We start from the raw sequence: 17605 nt of genomic DNA, 5'->3' as shown, positions 1-17605 counted from the left end.
ATGGTGGCATGTTTGTTTCATTTTTTGAAAGCGTCAAGTACGTCGGCCATTTGTTACCTATCTCCTTCTTAAGAATTTTCTTAGGTTATTACTATATGGAGCAAGCTCTGCTGAAATTCCGCGGAGACTTCCTGACTCGTCCGCGTATCGCAGACCAGATGGCGGAGTGGTTGCCAGCAAGTCATGCTCCGAATTGGTTTAAAATTTTCGCCAGCAGCCAAATGATTCCAAACTGGTATACAGTTGCGTTTATCTTGTTGGGAATTGAATTTGCGATCGCAATCTCATACATCCTTGGTTATGTCGTCAGACCGATGGCGCTTTTAGGTGTCGGTCTTTGCTTCGTGATGCTTTTCATCTCGGGCCCTGGACACGAAGATTTGTACAAAACTTTTTTAGCCATTCACTTTGTCTTGGCGTGGGTCGGAGCAGGGCGCTGCTTGGGCTTTGATTATTATTTCTTCAAACGCCGTCGTGGTATCTGGTGGTAAGATGAAGCACTTTATTTTTTTCCTCGCGGCTGTTTTCTTAGGTTTATTCCTCGCGATTCTAAATAAAAACCAACAAGGTCAAGTCGCTAGCTCAGTTCCGGTTTTGCGCGTATTTGGTTATTCTTCTTTTACGAGTCGTTGGGGCCCGGGTCCTTTACTCAAAGAAGAATTCGAAAAAAAATGCAATTGCAAAGTTGAATTCATCGAAGGCACAGATTCAGGAATTTTGTTGCAGCGTTTGAAAATCGAAGGCGAGAGCCTTGGTGCCGATCTTGTTGTGGGTCTTGATCAGTTCGATCTTTCTAAAGCTCTCGGCGAACAATCTTGGAGAAAGCTCAGTACTGGGAATCTTGATGTCTATGAACCTGTGAAGGCGGCACTTGTTAATAATTTCTTTGTTCCTTATGACTGGGGAGCTTTGACATTTGTGACGAGAAAAGGCGAGTTTAGCAATCTACCGACACAAATGGACGATTTGCTAAAACCTGAATTTAATAAAAAAATCGCTCTAGAAGATCCGCGCACGAGTTCTCCAGGCATGCAGCTTTTGTACTGGGTGATCAGCCATAAAGGTGAAGAAGAAGGTTTTAAATACCTGCAGAAGCTTATGGATCAAGCGCATAGCTTTTCTCCAACTTGGTCAGCGGCATATGGGCTTTTCACTAATAAGCAAACCAAGATGGTTTATTCCTATGTGACTTCGCCTTTGTATCACGAGATCGAAGAGAAAAAGACCGAGTATCTAGCAATTCCGTTTAAAGAAGCTTTACCAGTTCAGTTTGAGTTCGTCGGAATTCCAGAGTTCTGTCGCCACTGTGAAATGGCGGAGCAGTTTATTAATTATATGCTTTCTCCTGAAGGACAGAAAATTATCATGGAGAAAAATTATATGTTCCCGGTGATGAAGGGTGTGATGGAAAATACACCTTTTGCTCCACTCTTAAATATTAAAACTTTAGAAAAAGTGGAAATTCCACCTGCTGCGGAAGTCGATCGTCTTCTTAAAAAATGGACTGAGGTGAGAAGGGGCGAACTCAATTGAGTCCTCGTCAGCTCCTTCGTTATTCTCTTGTTCTGTTTTTGTTTTTTCCGTTCGTGGTCTTGGTGTATGAATTTCGCATTGTCGAACTACCAGAACTCAGTGAGCTCTGGTGGGCTTTCAAAAATAGTTTCTTCCAAGCATTTTTTTCCGCCTTCTTCTCCCTGATCCTCGGCATTTGGGCGGCACAAGGTCTTTTGACTTTGGCGCGCAGTCGCTGGGCATGGGGAAGACCGATTCTTGATATTTTATGCTTGCTCCCGAACTTCTTGCCACCGTTGTTTGTTCTGTTGGCGATCTTGAATGCAGTGGACCCTTTTCCGATGGGCGTGATCGGGATTGTGATTGTTCATACTCTGATGAATTTTGGTTTGGTTGCCGTGTTAGTGGCGGGATTGATCGAAACTAAAATTGGCGCCATGGCTGAGCTGGCCTATGTTGAAGGTGCGTCTCGTTGGCTTTTTGTGCGCAAGGGGTTATTGCCATACTTAAAGAAAGACCTTTTTCTTTTAGGTCTTTTTGTTTTTGTGATTTGCTTTAGCAGTTTCTCAGTCCCACTGATAGTGGGTGGTGGCAAGGGTACAACGCTTGAGGTTTTAATTTACGAAAAAATCCGTCTCTCAGGTGACTGGGGGAGTGCCGTGATGATCGCTTTCTTGCAGTCGGTGTTTATTTTTGGTCTGTCGCTCATTGCCGGGCGTGGGCAATCAAGTTCAGAATCGCGCCCAAGTAATTTGAATATCTTAAGTGGATATTCCGGCATCTACATCGTTCTTTTGGTTTCGCTGATTTACATGTGGGGTTACGTCGAAGGTTTTATCGAAGGTCTTCCACAGATTTCAACTCTCTATGAACTGCAGTCCGCCTTGATATGGAATTTCCTGGGCAGCTTGTCGATGGGTCTGATTACGGGCGCGCTTTGTTTCGGCGGGTTGATGTTGATTGCTTATTGCTGGCCCAAATTTTGGTTCGGAAAAATTTTAAGTGGCTATGTAGCTCCATCGACATCACTGGCTTGTTTCTGTCTTTTACTATTAGGTCCCAACGAAGGTTTTTATCCATTTATCAAAATTCCAATAGCGCTCACACTGCTAAGCTTAACAAGTCTTTTTCGCATGGGTTGGGATGGAGAGCTACAGCGATTGGAATCTCAAATAACGGTGGCCTATTCTCTTGGCGCCACTCCCGCGCAAACCTTTCGCGAAGTTTTACTACCTCAAATGGCACCCAGAGCGGGAATTCTTGCAGGACTTGCATCAGTATGGGCCTGTGGCGATTTCGCCGTTTCCAGAATTCTCGGTCATCGCGATTTAACATTAGCCATGACAACAGAAAGCCTCATGTCAGGCTATCGCATCCACCAGGCGATTGTTCTGAGCTCTTTAGTTTTGTTGGTGGGAATCATTTGTTTCTTTATTTTTGCAGGAGGCGCCCGTGTCCTTAGTCGAAAACTTAATCCATGATTACGGTGATTTCAAAATCGAAGTTCCCACATGGGAAATCCTCGACACGGGAGTAACAGCTCTGTGTGGTCCTTCAGGCTCTGGCAAGACCTCGATTTTTCGTTTGCTATTAGGCCTTGAAAAAAACCAACAATACAATTGGAATTTCCAAGGAATCGACCTAGCAAAAATGAAAACGCCAGAACGCAAATTGGGTGTCGTTTTCCAAAGCTACGACCTGTTCCCTCACATGACCGCAAAAGAAAATATTCTTTTCGCAGCAAGAGCCAGAAAAGTCCCAACCGACCGAGCAGAAAAACGCCTTAAAGAACTCGTCCAAACCTTAAAAATGGAAAACTTTCTAGAGAGAAAAACCTCTCTGTGTTCGGGCGGAGAAAAACAACGTATCGCCCTCGCACGCGCTCTGATGGGCGAACCAAGAATTCTATTCTTAGACGAACCTTTCTCAGCCCTAGACCCCCATTTACGCTCAGAAAGCCGAAAACTAGTAAAAGACCTAATCGAAAAAGAAAAAATCCCCACAATCCTCGTCACACACGACAAAGACGACGTCGATTTCCTAGCAAACAAAGTAAGTTACATCGATAACGGAAAAATCACCAAAGAAGTCACTCTGTAGAAGCGTGCCATGATTCTTTCACTAAAGTGAAAGAGTGGCACAGAAGCAAGTGCATCTAATTATTTCTGGTAAGAGCAGAATTTGGATGAAGCTTTGAGTGCTTCTCCTCGGAGGCGACCTTTGTTGGCGCCACGACGGCGCGCACTCGCCTCGAAGAGGCGAGCAACAACCGAGCCGGACGCGTGTCGCCGCAGAGGAGAAGCACTCAAAGCTTCATCCAAATCCCCGCGCGACTCCCGAACTAAGATTTTAGATTGTATACCGCTGAACCATTTCGAGCAGAACGCTCTTCTTAATAGGTTTAGTAACGTGCTCAGTACAGCCGGCATCCAAAGACTTTTTGATATCTTCCGCCATGGCATTGGCACTAACCGCAATAATCGGAACCACAGGAAGAGAACGTTCTTTCTCCATTTCACGAATACGGCGAGTTGCCTCATATCCATCCATGATCGGCATCTGAATGTCCATCAAGATCAAATCAAATGGCTCCGCTGCGACTTTCTCAACAGCTTCACGTCCATTTTCAGCTTGAACCACATCAAACGGATATTTCTTCAAGTAAGTCAAAAGAAGGAAGCGATTGTCTTCGGTATCGTCGACAATCAAGATGCGTGTGTTGCGAGCGACTGCAGAGGCATCAATCGATGGCTGCGGAGCTGTCGGTGTATAGGTCTCAAGTGGTTGAGAAAGCGAGTCCGCCGCGACGTAAGGGAGAGTGAAGTAGAAAGTACTTCCGTGATCTTCTTCGCTTTCAAACCAAATCTGTCCACCCATTAACTCCACGAGATTTTTTGAAATCGTGAGACCCAAGCCGCTGCCGCCGAATTTGCGAGTGATGGAGCTATCGGCTTGGACGAAGTTTTGGAAGAGCAGATGTTGTTTTTCTTTTGGAATACCGGTTCCGGTATCTTGAATCGCGAAACGAATGTTGCGTTTTTCTTTGGTATCAAACCCAACACGCACCGCAATTTTTCCAGTTTGGGTGAACTTAATCGCATTGCCGATAAGGTTGAAAAGAATTTGGCGCAGGCGAGTTGGATCGCCAACCACCATCAAAGGCTCATCACCTTCCAGCGCGAAATCCAAAGTGAAGTCCAAGTTCTTCTCATTGGCTTTTTGTTTTAAGATATCGCAGATATTTCGTGTCGTGGATTCAAGATCAAAGGCGATTTTTTCCAGACGGACTTCGCGCGCTTCGATTTTTGAGATATCCAAAATGTCATTGATGAGTGAGAGAAGATTTTCTCCGGCATTGGCGCAAACTTTGACCAGTTGCGCTTGCTCAGGTTTTAAATCCGATTCGCTCAAGATATCTGTGATACCTAAAATGGCATTGAGTGGCGTTCGGATCTCGTGACTCATACGAGCCAAGAATTCCGATTTGGCTTGCGAAGCTTTCACCGCTTGTTCACGGGCTTCGATCAAAGCTTGTTCGGCACTGATACGTTCTGTGATGTCCGTACAAACAAACACGAATGTCAGCTCGCGCCCCGTGCGATTTGGTAGTGCCGCCCAATTCATCAGAATCGGCGTGCGGCGTCCTTCTTGGCCCACAATTTCTGCTTCAATACTGTGACGAGTTTGCAAGAGCCATGTGTAGTTCTTAAATTCTTCAGGGCCAAACACGCGGGATTTCAAATCTACCTGGGTTACTTGCTGAGCCGTCATTCCAAGGAGTTTTAAGGCCGCTTCATTAGCTTGAGAAATCATATAAGTCGAACGGCGCCAATCTTCATGCGGATTGACTCGTACGATGAACAAGAACGCCTTGATCGATTGAATTACGCTATCCAAAAACTCTTTAGAAACCGTGGTGGTTTCCAAACGGTCGGCGAGTTGATTGTACTTGCTCACCAGAAGACCGATTTCGTCTTTGGATTGATAGTTGATCTTTTGTGTGAGGTTGCTTGTGCCTAATTTTTCTAGACGATCGGTGAGGAGCTGAATCGGTTCAACAACTTTTCCGGTGGCCGCGAATGTTGCAAAGAAGAACAAGATAAAGATCAAAACGGCAGCGGCACTTGATGCAATGGCGATGCGATCCAGGACGGAGAAAGCTTCGGCTTCATCGACTTTGGTTTGGATGAACCAGAGTTCGCCGTTAGGAAGATAGATTTTCCCGATCGAGCGAATAACCTTCTTGCCGCGATAGTCTGTTCCCAGTTCTCGAACCTCAGAGAGGTTTTCAATTCTTTTAACGTCTTCGTCACCGCGATTTGTAGAAAGGACTTCTGCTTCAAGAGCACTTTGCGAACTGGTAGGCCCTTCGACACGGAAACGACCGGTGTTACGCAAACTCCAGTCTTCGCCGTAAATCAAAGTTTCACCGGTCTGACCCATACCGTGAGTCGCCCAGGCAAAGTTGTCACTGGTGATGCGATCAATTTCGGAAATTGAAATTTTAAGAACTACGACACCGACGACCGCATTGTTGCGATAAACCGGAGCTGCGACATACCCTGTCGCATAACTAGGGTTCACCGGATCTTTATCAAAGTCCAAAAACAGAGTGGAACCTTCTTGCGCCTTCATTCCCCAGGTAAAGAGGTCGCGCATTTTCGAGCCACTTGGTAAATCAGCGAGAACCGAAATTCCATCTTCGGTGTCTTTACGAGTTGTGTAGACAATATGACCTTTTGGGTTGATAAGTGCCATGTCATAGATATTGAAATCGAGGACATAGTTGTCTAAAAGACGGCGAAAGTCCGGGTGACTATCATACGAAGGAGAACGGAAAAGATCGTCGGTCAACTCGTGGGACGAGATTAAGTTGATAGCTGTCTGCAGATCGCGGAAGTAATTCTCAATTGCGGTCGTTTTGCTGATCCGAATTTGGGTCAAGCGTTCGTAGGTGCTGTCGATAACAGTTGATTCAACGATCTTTAAACCAATAATGGCAACGACAAAGGTCGCTAAAAAGACAGAAATCAGATTAAATAAGAAAATCCTAAGACGTATTGTCATACCTTTGTAAAATTAGTGATATCCTATAGGCAAAACCGGGGCAATTAGTACTTGCTGAATGAGCCATTAAACAGGTCCAAGGAGTCGAACAACGGTGAAAAAATGGACAAAATCCCACGGGAAAAAACAGATTTTGGTTTTGTTGCTACTTATTTTTGCTGGCTTCAATGCTAAGGCCGAACGCTGGGTGGTGAATACGACGGAGTGGCCGCCTTTTACCTGCTCTCGTTGTCCTGAAAACGGAGCGGCCGCTAAAGCTTTGCGTGAAACTCTTAAGCAAGTCGGCATTGATGTGGAATTTGTTTTTTACAATTGGACGCAAGCCCTCAAAAAAGGAACCGACCCTGAAGTTGTCGGCGTTTTTCCGGCGTGGGCCGAGATTACACATCCCGATTACACTCCTTCGGTTTTACTGTTTCGCTCGCCACTTGGATTTCTGGAGCCACGCGATCGACCTTTGCAATGGAAAGAGCTTAAAGATCTTAAGGGCAAGTTGATCAGCACCACACAAAGTTATGCTCGCCCACAAGAATTCGCCAATTTGGTCGAAAAGAAAGTCATTCGAACTGAGTCAGGGTGGGATGATTTCACGAGCGTTCGAAAAGTCGCATTGGGGAAAGTCGATGGCGCTTTGATGGATATCAACAATGCTCGTTATTATATCTATGTCGTTCAACCCTCTTTGGCTGGAAGAGTCAGTGTCAATCCACGAATTATTGAGAACAAAGAACTCTACTTCGCTGTGAATTCTTTGAATCGCTCCAAGATGAAGAAGTTGGAAAAAGGGCTCAAAAAGGTCAACTTTCAAAGAATTGTGGACGACTACTTAGTCAAATATCTGAAGGGTCACTAAGACTTAGCTCTGCTGTTGAACAAATTCTCGACACCCAGGAAAGCTTTGCAAGAGCTTTGTCTTTTTCCTTCTGTACCTGAAAATAAACCCGAAATTTGATAGAAAAGAGGCATGGAGAAGTGGTCGAGCTCAGGCCTTTTATTTATTCTATCGCTCTTAGTTTTTGGCGCTCTGATGTCTTGTGCAGAGACCAAGTCTTCTGACGTCTCTCAACTGATTCCAACGATTTACTACAAGCCCATCATTCAATACGATCGACAAAAATGTTCGGCCAGCCGTTTAAAAGACATGAAAGATCCCGACGGCAGAACTTTGATTACGATCTGTGATACGGACTATGACCGTTGCTTGATGCAGGGGTCTTGTTTTGTACATGAAGAAGATAAAACCCATTCGTTCAACTATCATTCCACCAAAGATGGAATTGCACGATTTGTCGAAGTCGACATTGCCATTTGTCCGTTTGGCTATGGGGTGAAAAGCAGTTGCTTAGATCCCTATTTTTCCGTCGCAGCTGATTTGTCAATCTACCGAGCTGGCGATGTGATTTTCGTTCCTCGACTGATCGGGGTGCGCATGCCAAACGGGGAAATCCATGATGGCTTTTTGGTGATCCGCGATTCCGGTGGAAAAATTAAAGGTCGAGGTCGCTTTGATTTCTTTACGGGATTTTACAACCATCTTGATAAAGAAAATGTATTGGCTCGCCTAGGCTTTAGTGACTCTCGACATCGCTATGAGTATCGAATTGCGAATCCGAGTGAGGCCGCTGCGACCCGCGAACGTCGAGGCTATCCAAAGTTGAAACCTCAGTCTCAGTTTGAAGCGGCATTGCTACTTCAAATTCCTCAAAAGTAAACAGCATTAAATTTTTGTATTTATGTCCGGATTTTTGCAATAATTCCGATACAATGGTCACGAGGGAGTAAATAAATACCAACACCTATGGCTGATTTTGTAACGACTTCTGAGGAAGCCCGCAGGAAGCATGTTGTTTATCTAAAGGTAGTTTATACCATCGGTGTTTCTATTATCCTTCTTTATATCCTTCGTTTTAATTTCGAGTATAAAGTTCCCGACTACAATACAGAGCTGATCACGATGTGGTCATTGTTACTCGTGCTCCCTCCTGTTTTGCTCTACAAATATCGTCTCTACTTCCTTGCGGCTTTCAGTATTTGTGTGCTGGAGCTCTCGATATTGCTCTACCTGCTGTATCTTTCAGGAGGAGCTGATGCGCCGGGAGTCTTTTGGCTTGCGGCTGTGCCTCTGGTGACGGCAGTTTTGTTGGGGGTGCAAGGGGCTTTCCTAGGATATATCATCGTCTTTGTGACCATGGGATTTTTTTGGTATTTGAAAATGCACACCGGCGCTCCGCAATTGATTTTACAAAAAATCAACTACAGTTACGAGAAGATGTTCAATACCTTTACGTTTTTGATTTTCGCCTCGTACACGACGAATCACTACGTGCAGGGCGAGAAATTATTTGCCCAAAGACTGGCCGAGAAAAATTCTGACATTGAGAATCTCTTGCGCATGCTTTTGCATGATATTGCCAATTCGCTTTCGACAATGACGCTCAATCTTCTAAAAGTGAAAGAAGGCGACCAAGAAAACACTGGTTCAAACGAAATCGAGAAAATTGAAAAAGCGGTGGATGATATCAACAATCTTTTATCGCAAGTAAGGCATTTGAAGTCTGTTAAAGACGGGAAGGCCACGTTGCCTTTGGTACCTTTGCTCTTGCCTTCAATTTTAAAAGAAGCCACTGACAATACAATTCCTGTGGCGTTTCGTAAGGATATTCGGTTGGCTTTAGACATCGCTCCGGAGCAACTTGTGATCAATGGTGAGCGAACTATTCTTTGTAGTATTGTTCTGTTGAATTTGCTCCACAACGCCATCAAATTTTCGCAACCAGGGGACCGTGTGGATCTAAGAGCTTACTCTCAAGATCTGTGGGCTGTCGTAGAGATTCAAGATTATGGAATTGGAATCCCGGAGGATTTGCTCGCTAGAATCTTTGATGTGAATGCGCCGACGACTCGGGCAGGAACTGAGGGCGAGAAGGGCACTGGTTACGGTATGCCTCTGGTGAAAGAATATTTGCAAATGATGGGAGGTACGATTGATATCACCTCCCACGAAAAAGCGACCGAAAGTCATTCGCAAGGAACGAAAGTTACATTGCGCTTTCCGCTGATTCAGTCTTAACAGCGCTTTTCGCTGGAATCTGCTCCGCCATATATTCAGCAATCGCTGCAATCGTAAGTGATGGATTGGGTCCTATTGACGTGGGAATAATGCTCCCATCAACGACGTACAATCCAGGATGCCCGTAAACTTCACCCTTGGTATTCACAAAACCTTCAGATTCATTGGTGCCCATCGGGCAACCACCTAACGGATGCACGGCAATCACTTTGTCTAAATAGGTCAGAGGATTGTCGAGGAAATCTCCACCCATATTCGTAGTAATTCGTTTCATCTCCGTGCGCATGCGATCATAGTGAAGCTGGCTGGCAGTGAGCTTCCACTTTAAGATCGCTTCACCGTCTTCGCGCAATTGCAGCTCACCATCGGCACGGTCTCGTCCCATGCCTAAAAGTAGGAATCCACGGCGAACAAAGTCGGCCCGATCGATAGCCTTTGCAAAGTCGTCTCCTAAATTGATTTCCGCAAGTTTTTGCGGCAGACGGAGGATCTTGCGAAGGAATCTTCCGACGTTCTTACAAACCAATTGAAGCGATCCCCAAATGGTTTTGACCTGCGGAATTTTTCCAGAAAGATACCAGGCCATGCCGATTGGAAATCCAGCATCCTCAATATACATCCCATGGGGATAAGCATCGGGATAAGGTTTGTACTTGTATTCAATAGCGCCGGTGATCACGGGACCTGTGGTCGGATCAGCTTGATTTTTCGAATCCAGAACAATTCCTAAAAGATCACCATTTCCACACCACTTTTTTCCAAGGAATGAATTAAGGCGCGGAAGATGGCCTTGCATTTTCATTTTAAGAAGAAGTGAAGTCGATCCCACCGATCCTGCTGATACAATGACTTTTTGGGCCGTGATCTTGATTTCCTCGAGAGGAAACTCCGGTACCACATAAGATACTTGATAATATGTTTTGAAATCTTCAATCCGCACAACTTCAGCTTGGGTGCGGACTTCAATTTTATTAGGGAGATGTTGAGCGCGGTAGATATAATTTAGGTCCAGAGTGTTTTTTGCATGGATATTACAACCTAAATCGCACTCGCCACATTTGTTGCAGCGAGATTGAAGGGCACCATGGGCGTTGCGTGTTTGCTGCCCGGGAAATTCACCCTCGAAACGAACCGCAAGGGGGGGGAGATTGAACTGCGGTTTCGCCGTCATCTCTTCGGTTTGTGAAAGTTCTTCGGCTGTTTTTTTGAGCGCCTGAGTTTTCGGTGTGTTTTTGTAGTAGGGGTCATCGACCGGATAAGATTTTGCTTCCATCACGTTCAAGACTTTGTCGTAATAGGGATCCAGCTGTGCGCGATTAAAAGGTGCGGGCCAGTCCTTGAAAAACTCGGATGGCATTCTGTAAAGAACATTTGCGTAAATAAGACTGCCACCACCCAGGCCGCTGGCTGTTAATGTCATGACATCGCTATCGGGATTGTCACGAAACTCCATTAAGCCGAATTTTTTGTCTTTCGGGTCCCAGAACATATTTTTTTGAATTTCGTGAGGACGGCGAGGAAACTCGTGCATTTTCCAATGACGACCGCGTTCAAGGAGGCAAACTTTGTAACCTTTTTCCGCAAGCCGACAGCTCATAACCGAGCCGCCAAAACCCGAACCGATGACGATAAAATCGAAATTCAATTCCATTTGAAATCCTTTACGCTACACAGATTTGATAGCGGGGTAAAATATCGTGCAAAACCATGAAGCGATAAAACAAGAGGGCATCGTGCATCATCTTCCAGTTGGAACGAAGGAAACTTTCTTTGTATGGAACACCTTCATATTGGAAGTCATCCATCACATCGAAATCGAAGGCTTCTTTGAGCCAGCTGTCGTTGCCTTCAACAGAGTATTTCCAGACGTCATTTCCGAATGAAAACTGCCCTTTTTGGATAGCAAGCTTCCATGCTGCTAGGCGCTCTTCGCCACTTTCGTAATCGATGCTTTGAAGTAGATTTTGAATTGTTTCAAGATCCTGATCTTGAATTTTAATGACAGTAAGATTGTGAGTCTCGCGCAGTTGGCGGTAAAAATCGAGCACGTGATGAACTGCAGTCATATAGTCGGTTGGATTATCACGTCGGACGATTTCACCCTTCCAGTCACGGTAGCTCCAACGTAAGTAAGGCAGATCAGGATAACTTAGCACGGGACCATGTCCGATAGGATTGGCTTCGCCTACGAATTTCGAAACGATCCAGTCCCAGAGTTTACGGAGGTAGTTGCGACTATAATATTTCTTTCGATAAGTCATCATTTGCTGATCTAAGACACCGTCTTCATCATAGATCTCAGAGACCTTATTGGCTTCATGGGTGATGCCGGAAAATCCTTGATGGGCCCACGTATCAACATACGCATGAGTCGTGACGCCTAATAGATGGTAACCATAAGGACGCTGAAACTGCGAAATACAGTTTTGCACGATATCTTGAGCGATAAGACTGTTGGGACGACAAATCAGTTTTTGAATCGCGGGCTCTAGATCAACCTGTGTCGTTTGGTTTCCAGGAATAAAATGAAACGGAATCCAGACGTGATGATTTGCGAGTTCTTTAAAGTTTCGATAGTCGAGCATGCGATGCGCACTTGCGGTGAACTGGTATGCTGAATGATTGTTGAACAGAATAGTTCCCGAATGAATGGCGTCATCAACATACTGGGAAGCACTGGCGATGGTGTTTGCTTCAAACGGAGAAAATCCACTGAGGCGGGCCAGAACATACGTGACGCCCAGGTGAAAATCTATTTGCATCTATGCGCTCTTTTCTTTGAGGAATTGAATCAGACGTGGGAAGACTTCGGTGTGACAGTATTGACCCATGAAAACGTCTTGATGCCCGTAATTTTCAAACTCGACATAATCGACCTTGCTGCTATGAACGCCGCGTTTTAAGGTTTCGTAAGTCAGTTTGTTTGAACCAGGAAAAATATTGTTTTCAGCACCACTGATAAAGAGCATCGGAGGAGCCGAACGCTTTTCCAGCTCGTGCAGATAGTTCACACGATTTTTTGATTCATAAGAGATTGAAGCTTTTGCGAAAAGCATTTTTCGAATGTGACGATAGTAGTGAAAGCTTGTTCCTCCGAAAAGATCGACAAGGCGTCGATGAGTCGTCGGATGAATATTGCGGTGTTTGTAGGCGGCGGGGAATCCCCAACCCCACATAAAACTGACAAGATGACAAGCGGGCTCCGTGCACTCTCGTCGCATCATGCGCTCCATCCAGTACATCCATTTGCCAAAACCAAATCCAGGGAAGTACGGCATACGAGGGCTGACATAGGCATAACGGAAAATGTATTCAAGAACTTCGGGTCCGAAGGTGAGTTTGAGGAGACCTTGCCACTTCACTTGCGGAGTGAGGGAAACGCTGTTTGAGATGACACTCTGAATCCCACTCACATGACCCGCAGCCAGCGAAGCCATGAATGATAATGAACCCACACAGTGACAGATTACGTGGATTTTTATGTCTGATCCGCATTGCGCGCGAATGTATTCAACAGCTTTCGGAATATCGTATTTTGCGATGTCGTCAATCGTGTAACGATGAGGACCGAGGTTATAAGTGAAACGTCCACTTCCGCGCCAATCTAAAGACCACACATCGGTAAAACCCTGACTGTGCAAGGTGTTCACGAGATTTTGGTGTTCTGGCATAATAAACATATCAGTGGACGTCGTTAAGCCATGTAAAAGCAAAACCACGTTTTTACTGTTATGGGTTTTAAATCTTTGCAGGGAAATTGTTAAACCGTCGGCTGTATCAAGCGGATGTAGAGTTTTTTCACCGCGAACCACACCTTGAGTCGTATGCATCGGGAAAAGATGTTCGTTCCAGCGAGCAGAGGTCGTCGTGAAAACAAAGGGCGCATAGGCTTGCCATAGATTCGAGGCAAAGGCGTCGAGGAATTTTCCCAATGTGCGTTGGCTTTCAAGAATATTATCATCGTTAGTTTTGAAGGTTCCGAGTTGTTTAATAAAGTCAGCTGCCGAAATTCTTAAAACACCGGTGCCAACAAGTTGCTTGGGGGTGTCATCTCCAAACGGCGTGTGACCTTTCCAGGCATAACAATAAAGTGTCGTTGTTTGGTCCCACATATCAAGACCGTCTTCTTTCAAAATTTCTTTAAACCCAAAAAATGTCCAACGACCCCCAAGGGCGTCAGAGAGATAAAGTGTGTAGTGCATTTCTTTAGCGGTGTTGAGATCGGGGCTTGCTTGGGGACGAGTGAAAAGATTGAAGGTGGCACTTTCAATTTTGACTTCGCGTTTTTCCAGTGGATGACTGATGGAACCAATCGCCGTCGCTTCGAGTTGTGGATCATCGATGAAGCGATCGACGTCGTTCACTTGAATTGTCAGAGTGAATTCGTAGGGTCTCTTTTGCGGGGAATTTTCTATGGCGAGAAATTGATCGCGAGAGAATCGTTGATCGGGTGCAAGTGTGCCTTCGTGATTGAGAAACAAACCTGCCATACGCTCTGTGAATTCAAGATTGTGAATTTGTGTCATCTCCCAAAGATAGATATGAACATGTTTGCTGTAAACAGACCTTAGATTGGTGGACAAAAGATAGTCTAGTCCGTCCCTACGAACATTTCAGCTATGTAAAAAACTAGACTCACAAAGTGTGAGGAGTGCTCCGAAATCTCACTTCGCAAAAACAAACGTGACTAGGAGTCAAATAATGTCCCAACTATCGTCGTGGTTTCGTGGAATTAAAGGTAAGTTGCTTTTCGCCGCAGTCTTGCCGCTACTTGGATTTGCATCCATCGGTTTTATTTCTGTGAGTGGTACGGGTGAACTCACTCGACTTTTGGGGAGTGCTCACAAAGAGATCATTCCAAACCTAGATGTGCTAGCAGAAGCACGTCAGTCGCGAAACAAATATGGCTACAAGATTTTCGCTGCGATGGCGGCTATTGAATACAATACCGGTGACTACATGGCAGAGCTTAAAGACGCCAGAGCGGGAGCAGATGAGTTTAAAGCTGCTTATGAAGCTTATGCAAAGACGGACTTTATGCCTGAAGAAGCCAAACGCTATGAAGGTGTCAAAGACGATTATGCACACCTTTCGACGATGATGTTTGAAATCGCCAACATGGTTGAAACCCGTGATCCACAAAAATTGGCGACAGCGCGTTTGATGCTGACAAAGGAATTTGATGATTTAGGTGACAAGGTCGGGGCGTTTAATCGCGATACATTCATGATGTACAACAAACGTGCGCAAGCCGAAGGTGAAGAAGCGGCAGCGACACAAAAGTCAGTGACACAGTGGATTTTAATGATCACAGCTTTCGCGACAACACTTGTGTTCGGTATCTTGCTGTGGATTGCAAGCCGAGTGTCGACATCGGTGTCGTCTATCGGCAGTCGCTTGATGACAGCGGGGGCAAGCGTGGCTTCTGCGGTTGAGCAATTGAATGAAGCAGGCAATAGTCTTTCTCAATCTTCAACAGAGGCCGCGGCTTCGCTGGAAGAAACAGTGGCTTCATTAGAAGAACTTTCTTCGATGGTGCAATTGAACTCTGATAATGCGAAACAAGCAGCGGCGCTGTCGGCTTCGTCTCGTGATTCGGCTGAAAAGGGTCAAAAGGAAATTGATATCTTGATCCATGCGATCACGGCGATTTCTCAGTCTTCGAAAAAGATCGAAGAAATTATTTCAGTTATTGATGATATTGCCTTTCAAACAAACTTGTTGGCTTTGAATGCAGCGGTGGAAGCGGCCCGCGCCGGGGAACAGGGCAAAGGTTTCGCAGTCGTGGCGGAAGCAGTTCGTGCATTGGCACAAAGAAGTGCAGCCGCCGCAAAAGATATCACTCACTTGATCAAAGAATCGGTGGCGCAAGTCGATGAAGGCAGCAAAATTGCGGGTCAAAGTGGTGATGTCCTTAACAACATCGTGAGTTCGGTTAAAAAAGTATCTGATTTGAACAGCGAGATCGCTTCAGCGAGTGCAGAGCAAACTTCTGGAATCCAGCAAATCACGAAGGCGATGAATCAGTTGGATCAAGCTTCGCAGTCAAATGCAGCATCCGCCGAAGAAATTGCGGCAACCAGCGGTGAAATCAGCAATCTAGCAGTGACGGCACAAAGCTTAACGGCGGAACTGAATCAGGTTATTCACGGAAAAACTTCTCAAACGTTGAATGCGTCAGCATCTGCTCCAGTGGGTGCGACTCGCTCTGTGAAACCAGTAACAGCGAATGTGGTGTCGATGTCGACGGCAAAAGCAGGAAAGAAAACTGCAAAGGCAGCGACAAAAAATTCAGCGCAAGAAGCGATTCCTTTCGATGAAGAGTCACTTGGAAAAGTAGGAACGACGGACGGCTTCTAACTCACTCGCGAGACACTTCTCAGAGGGAAATTCAGAGATTTTCAGAGGGGAATTCCATCATAATGAGATGGAATTCCCCTTTTTGCGTTTCATAATCATGCGAAACGTTGAAGAAACTAGTATTTCGGTCCGTAATTTTGTAACATAAGTACAGATAAAACATCGCGTTCAATTCCTTAGTCGAGCTTCACCTAGACCTTCGTCGTAAAATTTTTGTGTCCTTAATTTCTAATCATTTCAATAACTAAGGTTAGGTGTCCAAAAAAACCTAGACCTTAGCCCTAAAGTTTTCTGGACCATGGTCCGAAGAGTTTGCTGTAACACGTTGGGTAACGCTAAAAGATGGACCTCCTCCAAGAGACAAATCCTCCTAGGCGGCGAACAGCTTGAGACAGTTGAAATAGTCACTCAGCCCTCAAGCATGTTCGTTCCAACCTTAATTTTAATTTTAAATTTTTTTGTATTTTGAAAATTGAATAACAAAAACAGACACGGGACGTACGTTGGAATTTCGGAGTGTTCTGCAGGTAAGTGGTGCTACCTCGGTTCATGACATTTTCCCCAAGAAACGGCGGCTCTGGTCAACATAATCCCTTGGGAGGTTCGCATGGGCTTAAGAATCGCAACCAACACCGCTTCTATCGCAGCACAACGTGTGCTATCAAAACAACAAAAGAGAGCAGAGCATTCAGCGCAAGCTTTAGCGTCTGGTTCTCGTATCGTAAATGCCGCCGATGATGCCGCTGGTCTGGCAATCTCGGAAAACTTTAAAGGACAATTAAGAGGTATCTCGGCTGCCCGAAACAACGCCAACAACGCGATTTCATTCGCGCAGGTAGGTGAGGGTGGATTGAATGAGGTGTCGAATATCTTGGTTCGTTTGCGCGAGCTGGGGGTTCAGGCCGCATCAGATACCGTGAGCGATGTCGAACGCGGGTTCCTCAACAACGAGGCCCAACAATTAATCCAAGAAGCGGATCGTATCGCGAAGACGACTATGTTCGGTAAAACAAAACTCCTTGATGGATCAGGTGGACAACTAGAGTTCCATGTGGGACCTCAGGGTGGTGAAGATAACGTTATTGCTTTCGAATTCGATGCCGATGCAACGACAAGTGCATTGGGAATTTCTGGCCTCGCGGTTGGAGATAAAGGTGATGCGCGGGAAGCGCTCGCATCGGTGGACGAGGCGATTTCAAAGGTCGGTTCTCTTCGAGCGAATTTCGGTGCGATGCAATCGCGCATGGAATCGACGGTGAGCAATCTCGACGTCTCTTATGAAAACTTGTCAGCAGCGAACTCTCGTATTCGTGATACGGATATTGCGAAGGAAACAGCAGAGATGGCTTCGGCAAGTATTCTTCAAAACACAGCGGTATCGGTGTTAGCGCAAGCCAACCAAATGCCGAGTGTAGCGTTGAAACTAGTTTAATAAAAAAAGTTTCAGCGAATTTATTAACAGAAAATTTTAAAGACTTATCATTCTTGTGAATGTCGGGAGAGGCCTGTTTCTGGGATAGGGTCTCTCTTGGGAAGAGGGGTCGCCCACTTATACTCCTCGTCTTAAGCCCACCCTGGGAGCACCCGCTCCCAGGG

13 protein-coding genes are annotated in these 17605 nt (G+C 45.5%); 9 read left to right on the top strand and 4 right to left on the bottom strand.

Annotated features, from left to right (window positions below; translation table 11 throughout):
* The first annotated feature begins 8 nt into the window (after nucleotides 1-8).
* Genes ACLWOR_RS04485 through ACLWOR_RS04470 form a run of 4 tightly spaced genes read left to right on the top strand, consistent with a single transcriptional unit; the run spans nucleotide 9 to nucleotide 3612 of the window.
* Nucleotides 9-491 (top strand): DoxX family membrane protein, encoded by a 483-nt coding sequence (locus ACLWOR_RS04485; RefSeq protein ID WP_413939475.1) that lies wholly within the window; start codon nucleotides 9-11, stop codon nucleotides 489-491.
* A 1-nt stretch (nucleotide 492) separates the two neighbouring features.
* Nucleotides 493-1533, top strand: a complete 1041-nt coding sequence (locus ACLWOR_RS04480; RefSeq protein ID WP_413939474.1) for a thiamine ABC transporter substrate-binding protein — start codon at nucleotides 493-495, stop codon at nucleotides 1531-1533.
* Nucleotides 1530-2993, top strand: a complete 1464-nt coding sequence (locus ACLWOR_RS04475) for an ABC transporter permease (RefSeq protein WP_413939473.1) — start codon at nucleotides 1530-1532, stop codon at nucleotides 2991-2993. Before ACLWOR_RS04480 ends, ACLWOR_RS04475 begins: the two co-directional genes overlap by 4 nt.
* Nucleotides 2965-3612 (top strand): ATP-binding cassette domain-containing protein, encoded by a 648-nt coding sequence (locus tag ACLWOR_RS04470; protein WP_413939472.1) that lies wholly within the window; start codon nucleotides 2965-2967, stop codon nucleotides 3610-3612. Before ACLWOR_RS04475 ends, ACLWOR_RS04470 begins: the two co-directional genes overlap by 29 nt.
* Before the next feature lie 249 nt (nucleotides 3613-3861).
* Here ACLWOR_RS04470 and ACLWOR_RS04465 read toward each other — a convergent pair whose 3' ends face one another.
* Nucleotides 3862-6579, bottom strand: coding sequence for an ATP-binding protein (locus tag ACLWOR_RS04465; protein ID WP_413939471.1), 2718 nt, complete (start codon nucleotides 6577-6579; stop codon nucleotides 3862-3864).
* A gap of 94 nt (nucleotides 6580-6673) precedes the next feature.
* Here ACLWOR_RS04465 and ACLWOR_RS04460 point away from each other — a divergent pair, with 94 nt between their 5' ends.
* The 3 genes from ACLWOR_RS04460 to ACLWOR_RS04450 all read left to right on the top strand — a co-directional run bounded on the left by ACLWOR_RS04460 (nucleotide 6674) and on the right by ACLWOR_RS04450 (nucleotide 9649).
* Complete coding sequence (locus tag ACLWOR_RS04460; RefSeq protein WP_413939470.1) at nucleotides 6674-7432, top strand: substrate-binding periplasmic protein; 759 nt, start codon at nucleotides 6674-6676, stop codon at nucleotides 7430-7432.
* Between the two features lie 111 nt (nucleotides 7433-7543).
* Nucleotides 7544-8290, top strand: a complete 747-nt coding sequence (locus tag ACLWOR_RS04455) for a 3D domain-containing protein (protein WP_413939469.1) — start codon at nucleotides 7544-7546, stop codon at nucleotides 8288-8290.
* 87 nt (nucleotides 8291-8377) lie between these two features.
* Complete coding sequence (locus ACLWOR_RS04450) at nucleotides 8378-9649, top strand: sensor histidine kinase (protein ID WP_413939468.1); 1272 nt, start codon at nucleotides 8378-8380, stop codon at nucleotides 9647-9649.
* Here ACLWOR_RS04450 and ACLWOR_RS04445 read toward each other — a convergent pair.
* Genes ACLWOR_RS04445 through ACLWOR_RS04435 form a run of 3 tightly spaced genes read right to left on the bottom strand, consistent with a single transcriptional unit; the run spans nucleotide 9618 to nucleotide 14175 of the window.
* On the bottom strand, nucleotides 9618-11300 hold the full coding sequence (locus ACLWOR_RS04445; RefSeq protein ID WP_413939467.1) for a GMC oxidoreductase: 1683 nt from the start codon (nucleotides 11298-11300) through the stop codon (nucleotides 9618-9620). The two genes, ACLWOR_RS04450 and ACLWOR_RS04445, sit on opposite strands and share 32 nt — an antisense overlap.
* Nucleotides 11301-11310: 10 nt before the next feature.
* Complete coding sequence (locus ACLWOR_RS04440) at nucleotides 11311-12411, bottom strand: DUF6765 family protein (RefSeq protein WP_413939466.1); 1101 nt, start codon at nucleotides 12409-12411, stop codon at nucleotides 11311-11313.
* The gene (locus ACLWOR_RS04435) at nucleotides 12412-14175 is read right to left on the bottom strand and encodes an alpha/beta hydrolase (RefSeq protein ID WP_413939465.1); all 1764 of its coding nucleotides are present in this window, start codon (nucleotides 14173-14175) and stop codon (nucleotides 12412-12414) included.
* A 175-nt stretch (nucleotides 14176-14350) separates the two neighbouring features.
* On the opposite strand from ACLWOR_RS04435, the gene ACLWOR_RS04430 reads away from it, so the two are divergent.
* Both ACLWOR_RS04430 and ACLWOR_RS04425 read left to right on the top strand, forming a co-directional pair.
* Entirely contained in the window at nucleotides 14351-16009 is a 1659-nt protein-coding gene (locus ACLWOR_RS04430) for a methyl-accepting chemotaxis protein (RefSeq protein WP_413939464.1), read from the top strand.
* A 607-nt stretch (nucleotides 16010-16616) separates the two neighbouring features.
* Nucleotides 16617-17441 carry a flagellin gene (locus ACLWOR_RS04425; protein WP_413939463.1) on the top strand — a complete coding sequence of 275 codons (825 nt, stop codon included), beginning with the start codon at nucleotides 16617-16619 and terminating at the stop codon, nucleotides 17439-17441.
* The last annotated feature ends 164 nt before the right edge of the window (nucleotides 17442-17605 follow it).

The organism is Bdellovibrio sp. HCB2-146 (genome assembly GCF_047345725.1).
GTDB lineage: Bacteria > Bdellovibrionota > Bdellovibrionia > Bdellovibrionales > Bdellovibrionaceae > Bdellovibrio.
The sequence above is the reverse complement of the archived record's forward strand: the minus strand, read 5'-3'. Positions and strand labels throughout refer to the sequence as shown.

What these genes read in the sequence shown, in the direction of transcription:
- ACLWOR_RS04445 (WP_413939467.1), bottom strand. Translation starts at nt 11,300, where the DNA reads ATGGAATTGAATTTCGATTTTATCGTCATCGGTTCGGGTTTTGGCGGC.
- ACLWOR_RS04430 (WP_413939464.1), top strand. Translation starts at nt 14,351, where the DNA reads ATGTCCCAACTATCGTCGTGGTTTCGTGGAATTAAAGGTAAGTTGCTT.
- ACLWOR_RS04480 (WP_413939474.1), top strand. Translation starts at nt 493, where the DNA reads ATGAAGCACTTTATTTTTTTCCTCGCGGCTGTTTTCTTAGGTTTATTC.
- ACLWOR_RS04435 (WP_413939465.1), bottom strand. Translation starts at nt 14,175, where the DNA reads ATGACACAAATTCACAATCTTGAATTCACAGAGCGTATGGCAGGTTTG.
- ACLWOR_RS04485 (WP_413939475.1), top strand. Translation starts at nt 9, where the DNA reads ATGTTTGTTTCATTTTTTGAAAGCGTCAAGTACGTCGGCCATTTGTTA.
- ACLWOR_RS04450 (WP_413939468.1), top strand. Translation starts at nt 8,378, where the DNA reads ATGGCTGATTTTGTAACGACTTCTGAGGAAGCCCGCAGGAAGCATGTT.
- ACLWOR_RS04465 (WP_413939471.1), bottom strand. Translation starts at nt 6,579, where the DNA reads ATGACAATACGTCTTAGGATTTTCTTATTTAATCTGATTTCTGTCTTT.
- ACLWOR_RS04455 (WP_413939469.1), top strand. Translation starts at nt 7,544, where the DNA reads ATGGAGAAGTGGTCGAGCTCAGGCCTTTTATTTATTCTATCGCTCTTA.
- ACLWOR_RS04440 (WP_413939466.1), bottom strand. Translation starts at nt 12,411, where the DNA reads ATGCAAATAGATTTTCACCTGGGCGTCACGTATGTTCTGGCCCGCCTC.
- ACLWOR_RS04425 (WP_413939463.1), top strand. Translation starts at nt 16,617, where the DNA reads ATGGGCTTAAGAATCGCAACCAACACCGCTTCTATCGCAGCACAACGT.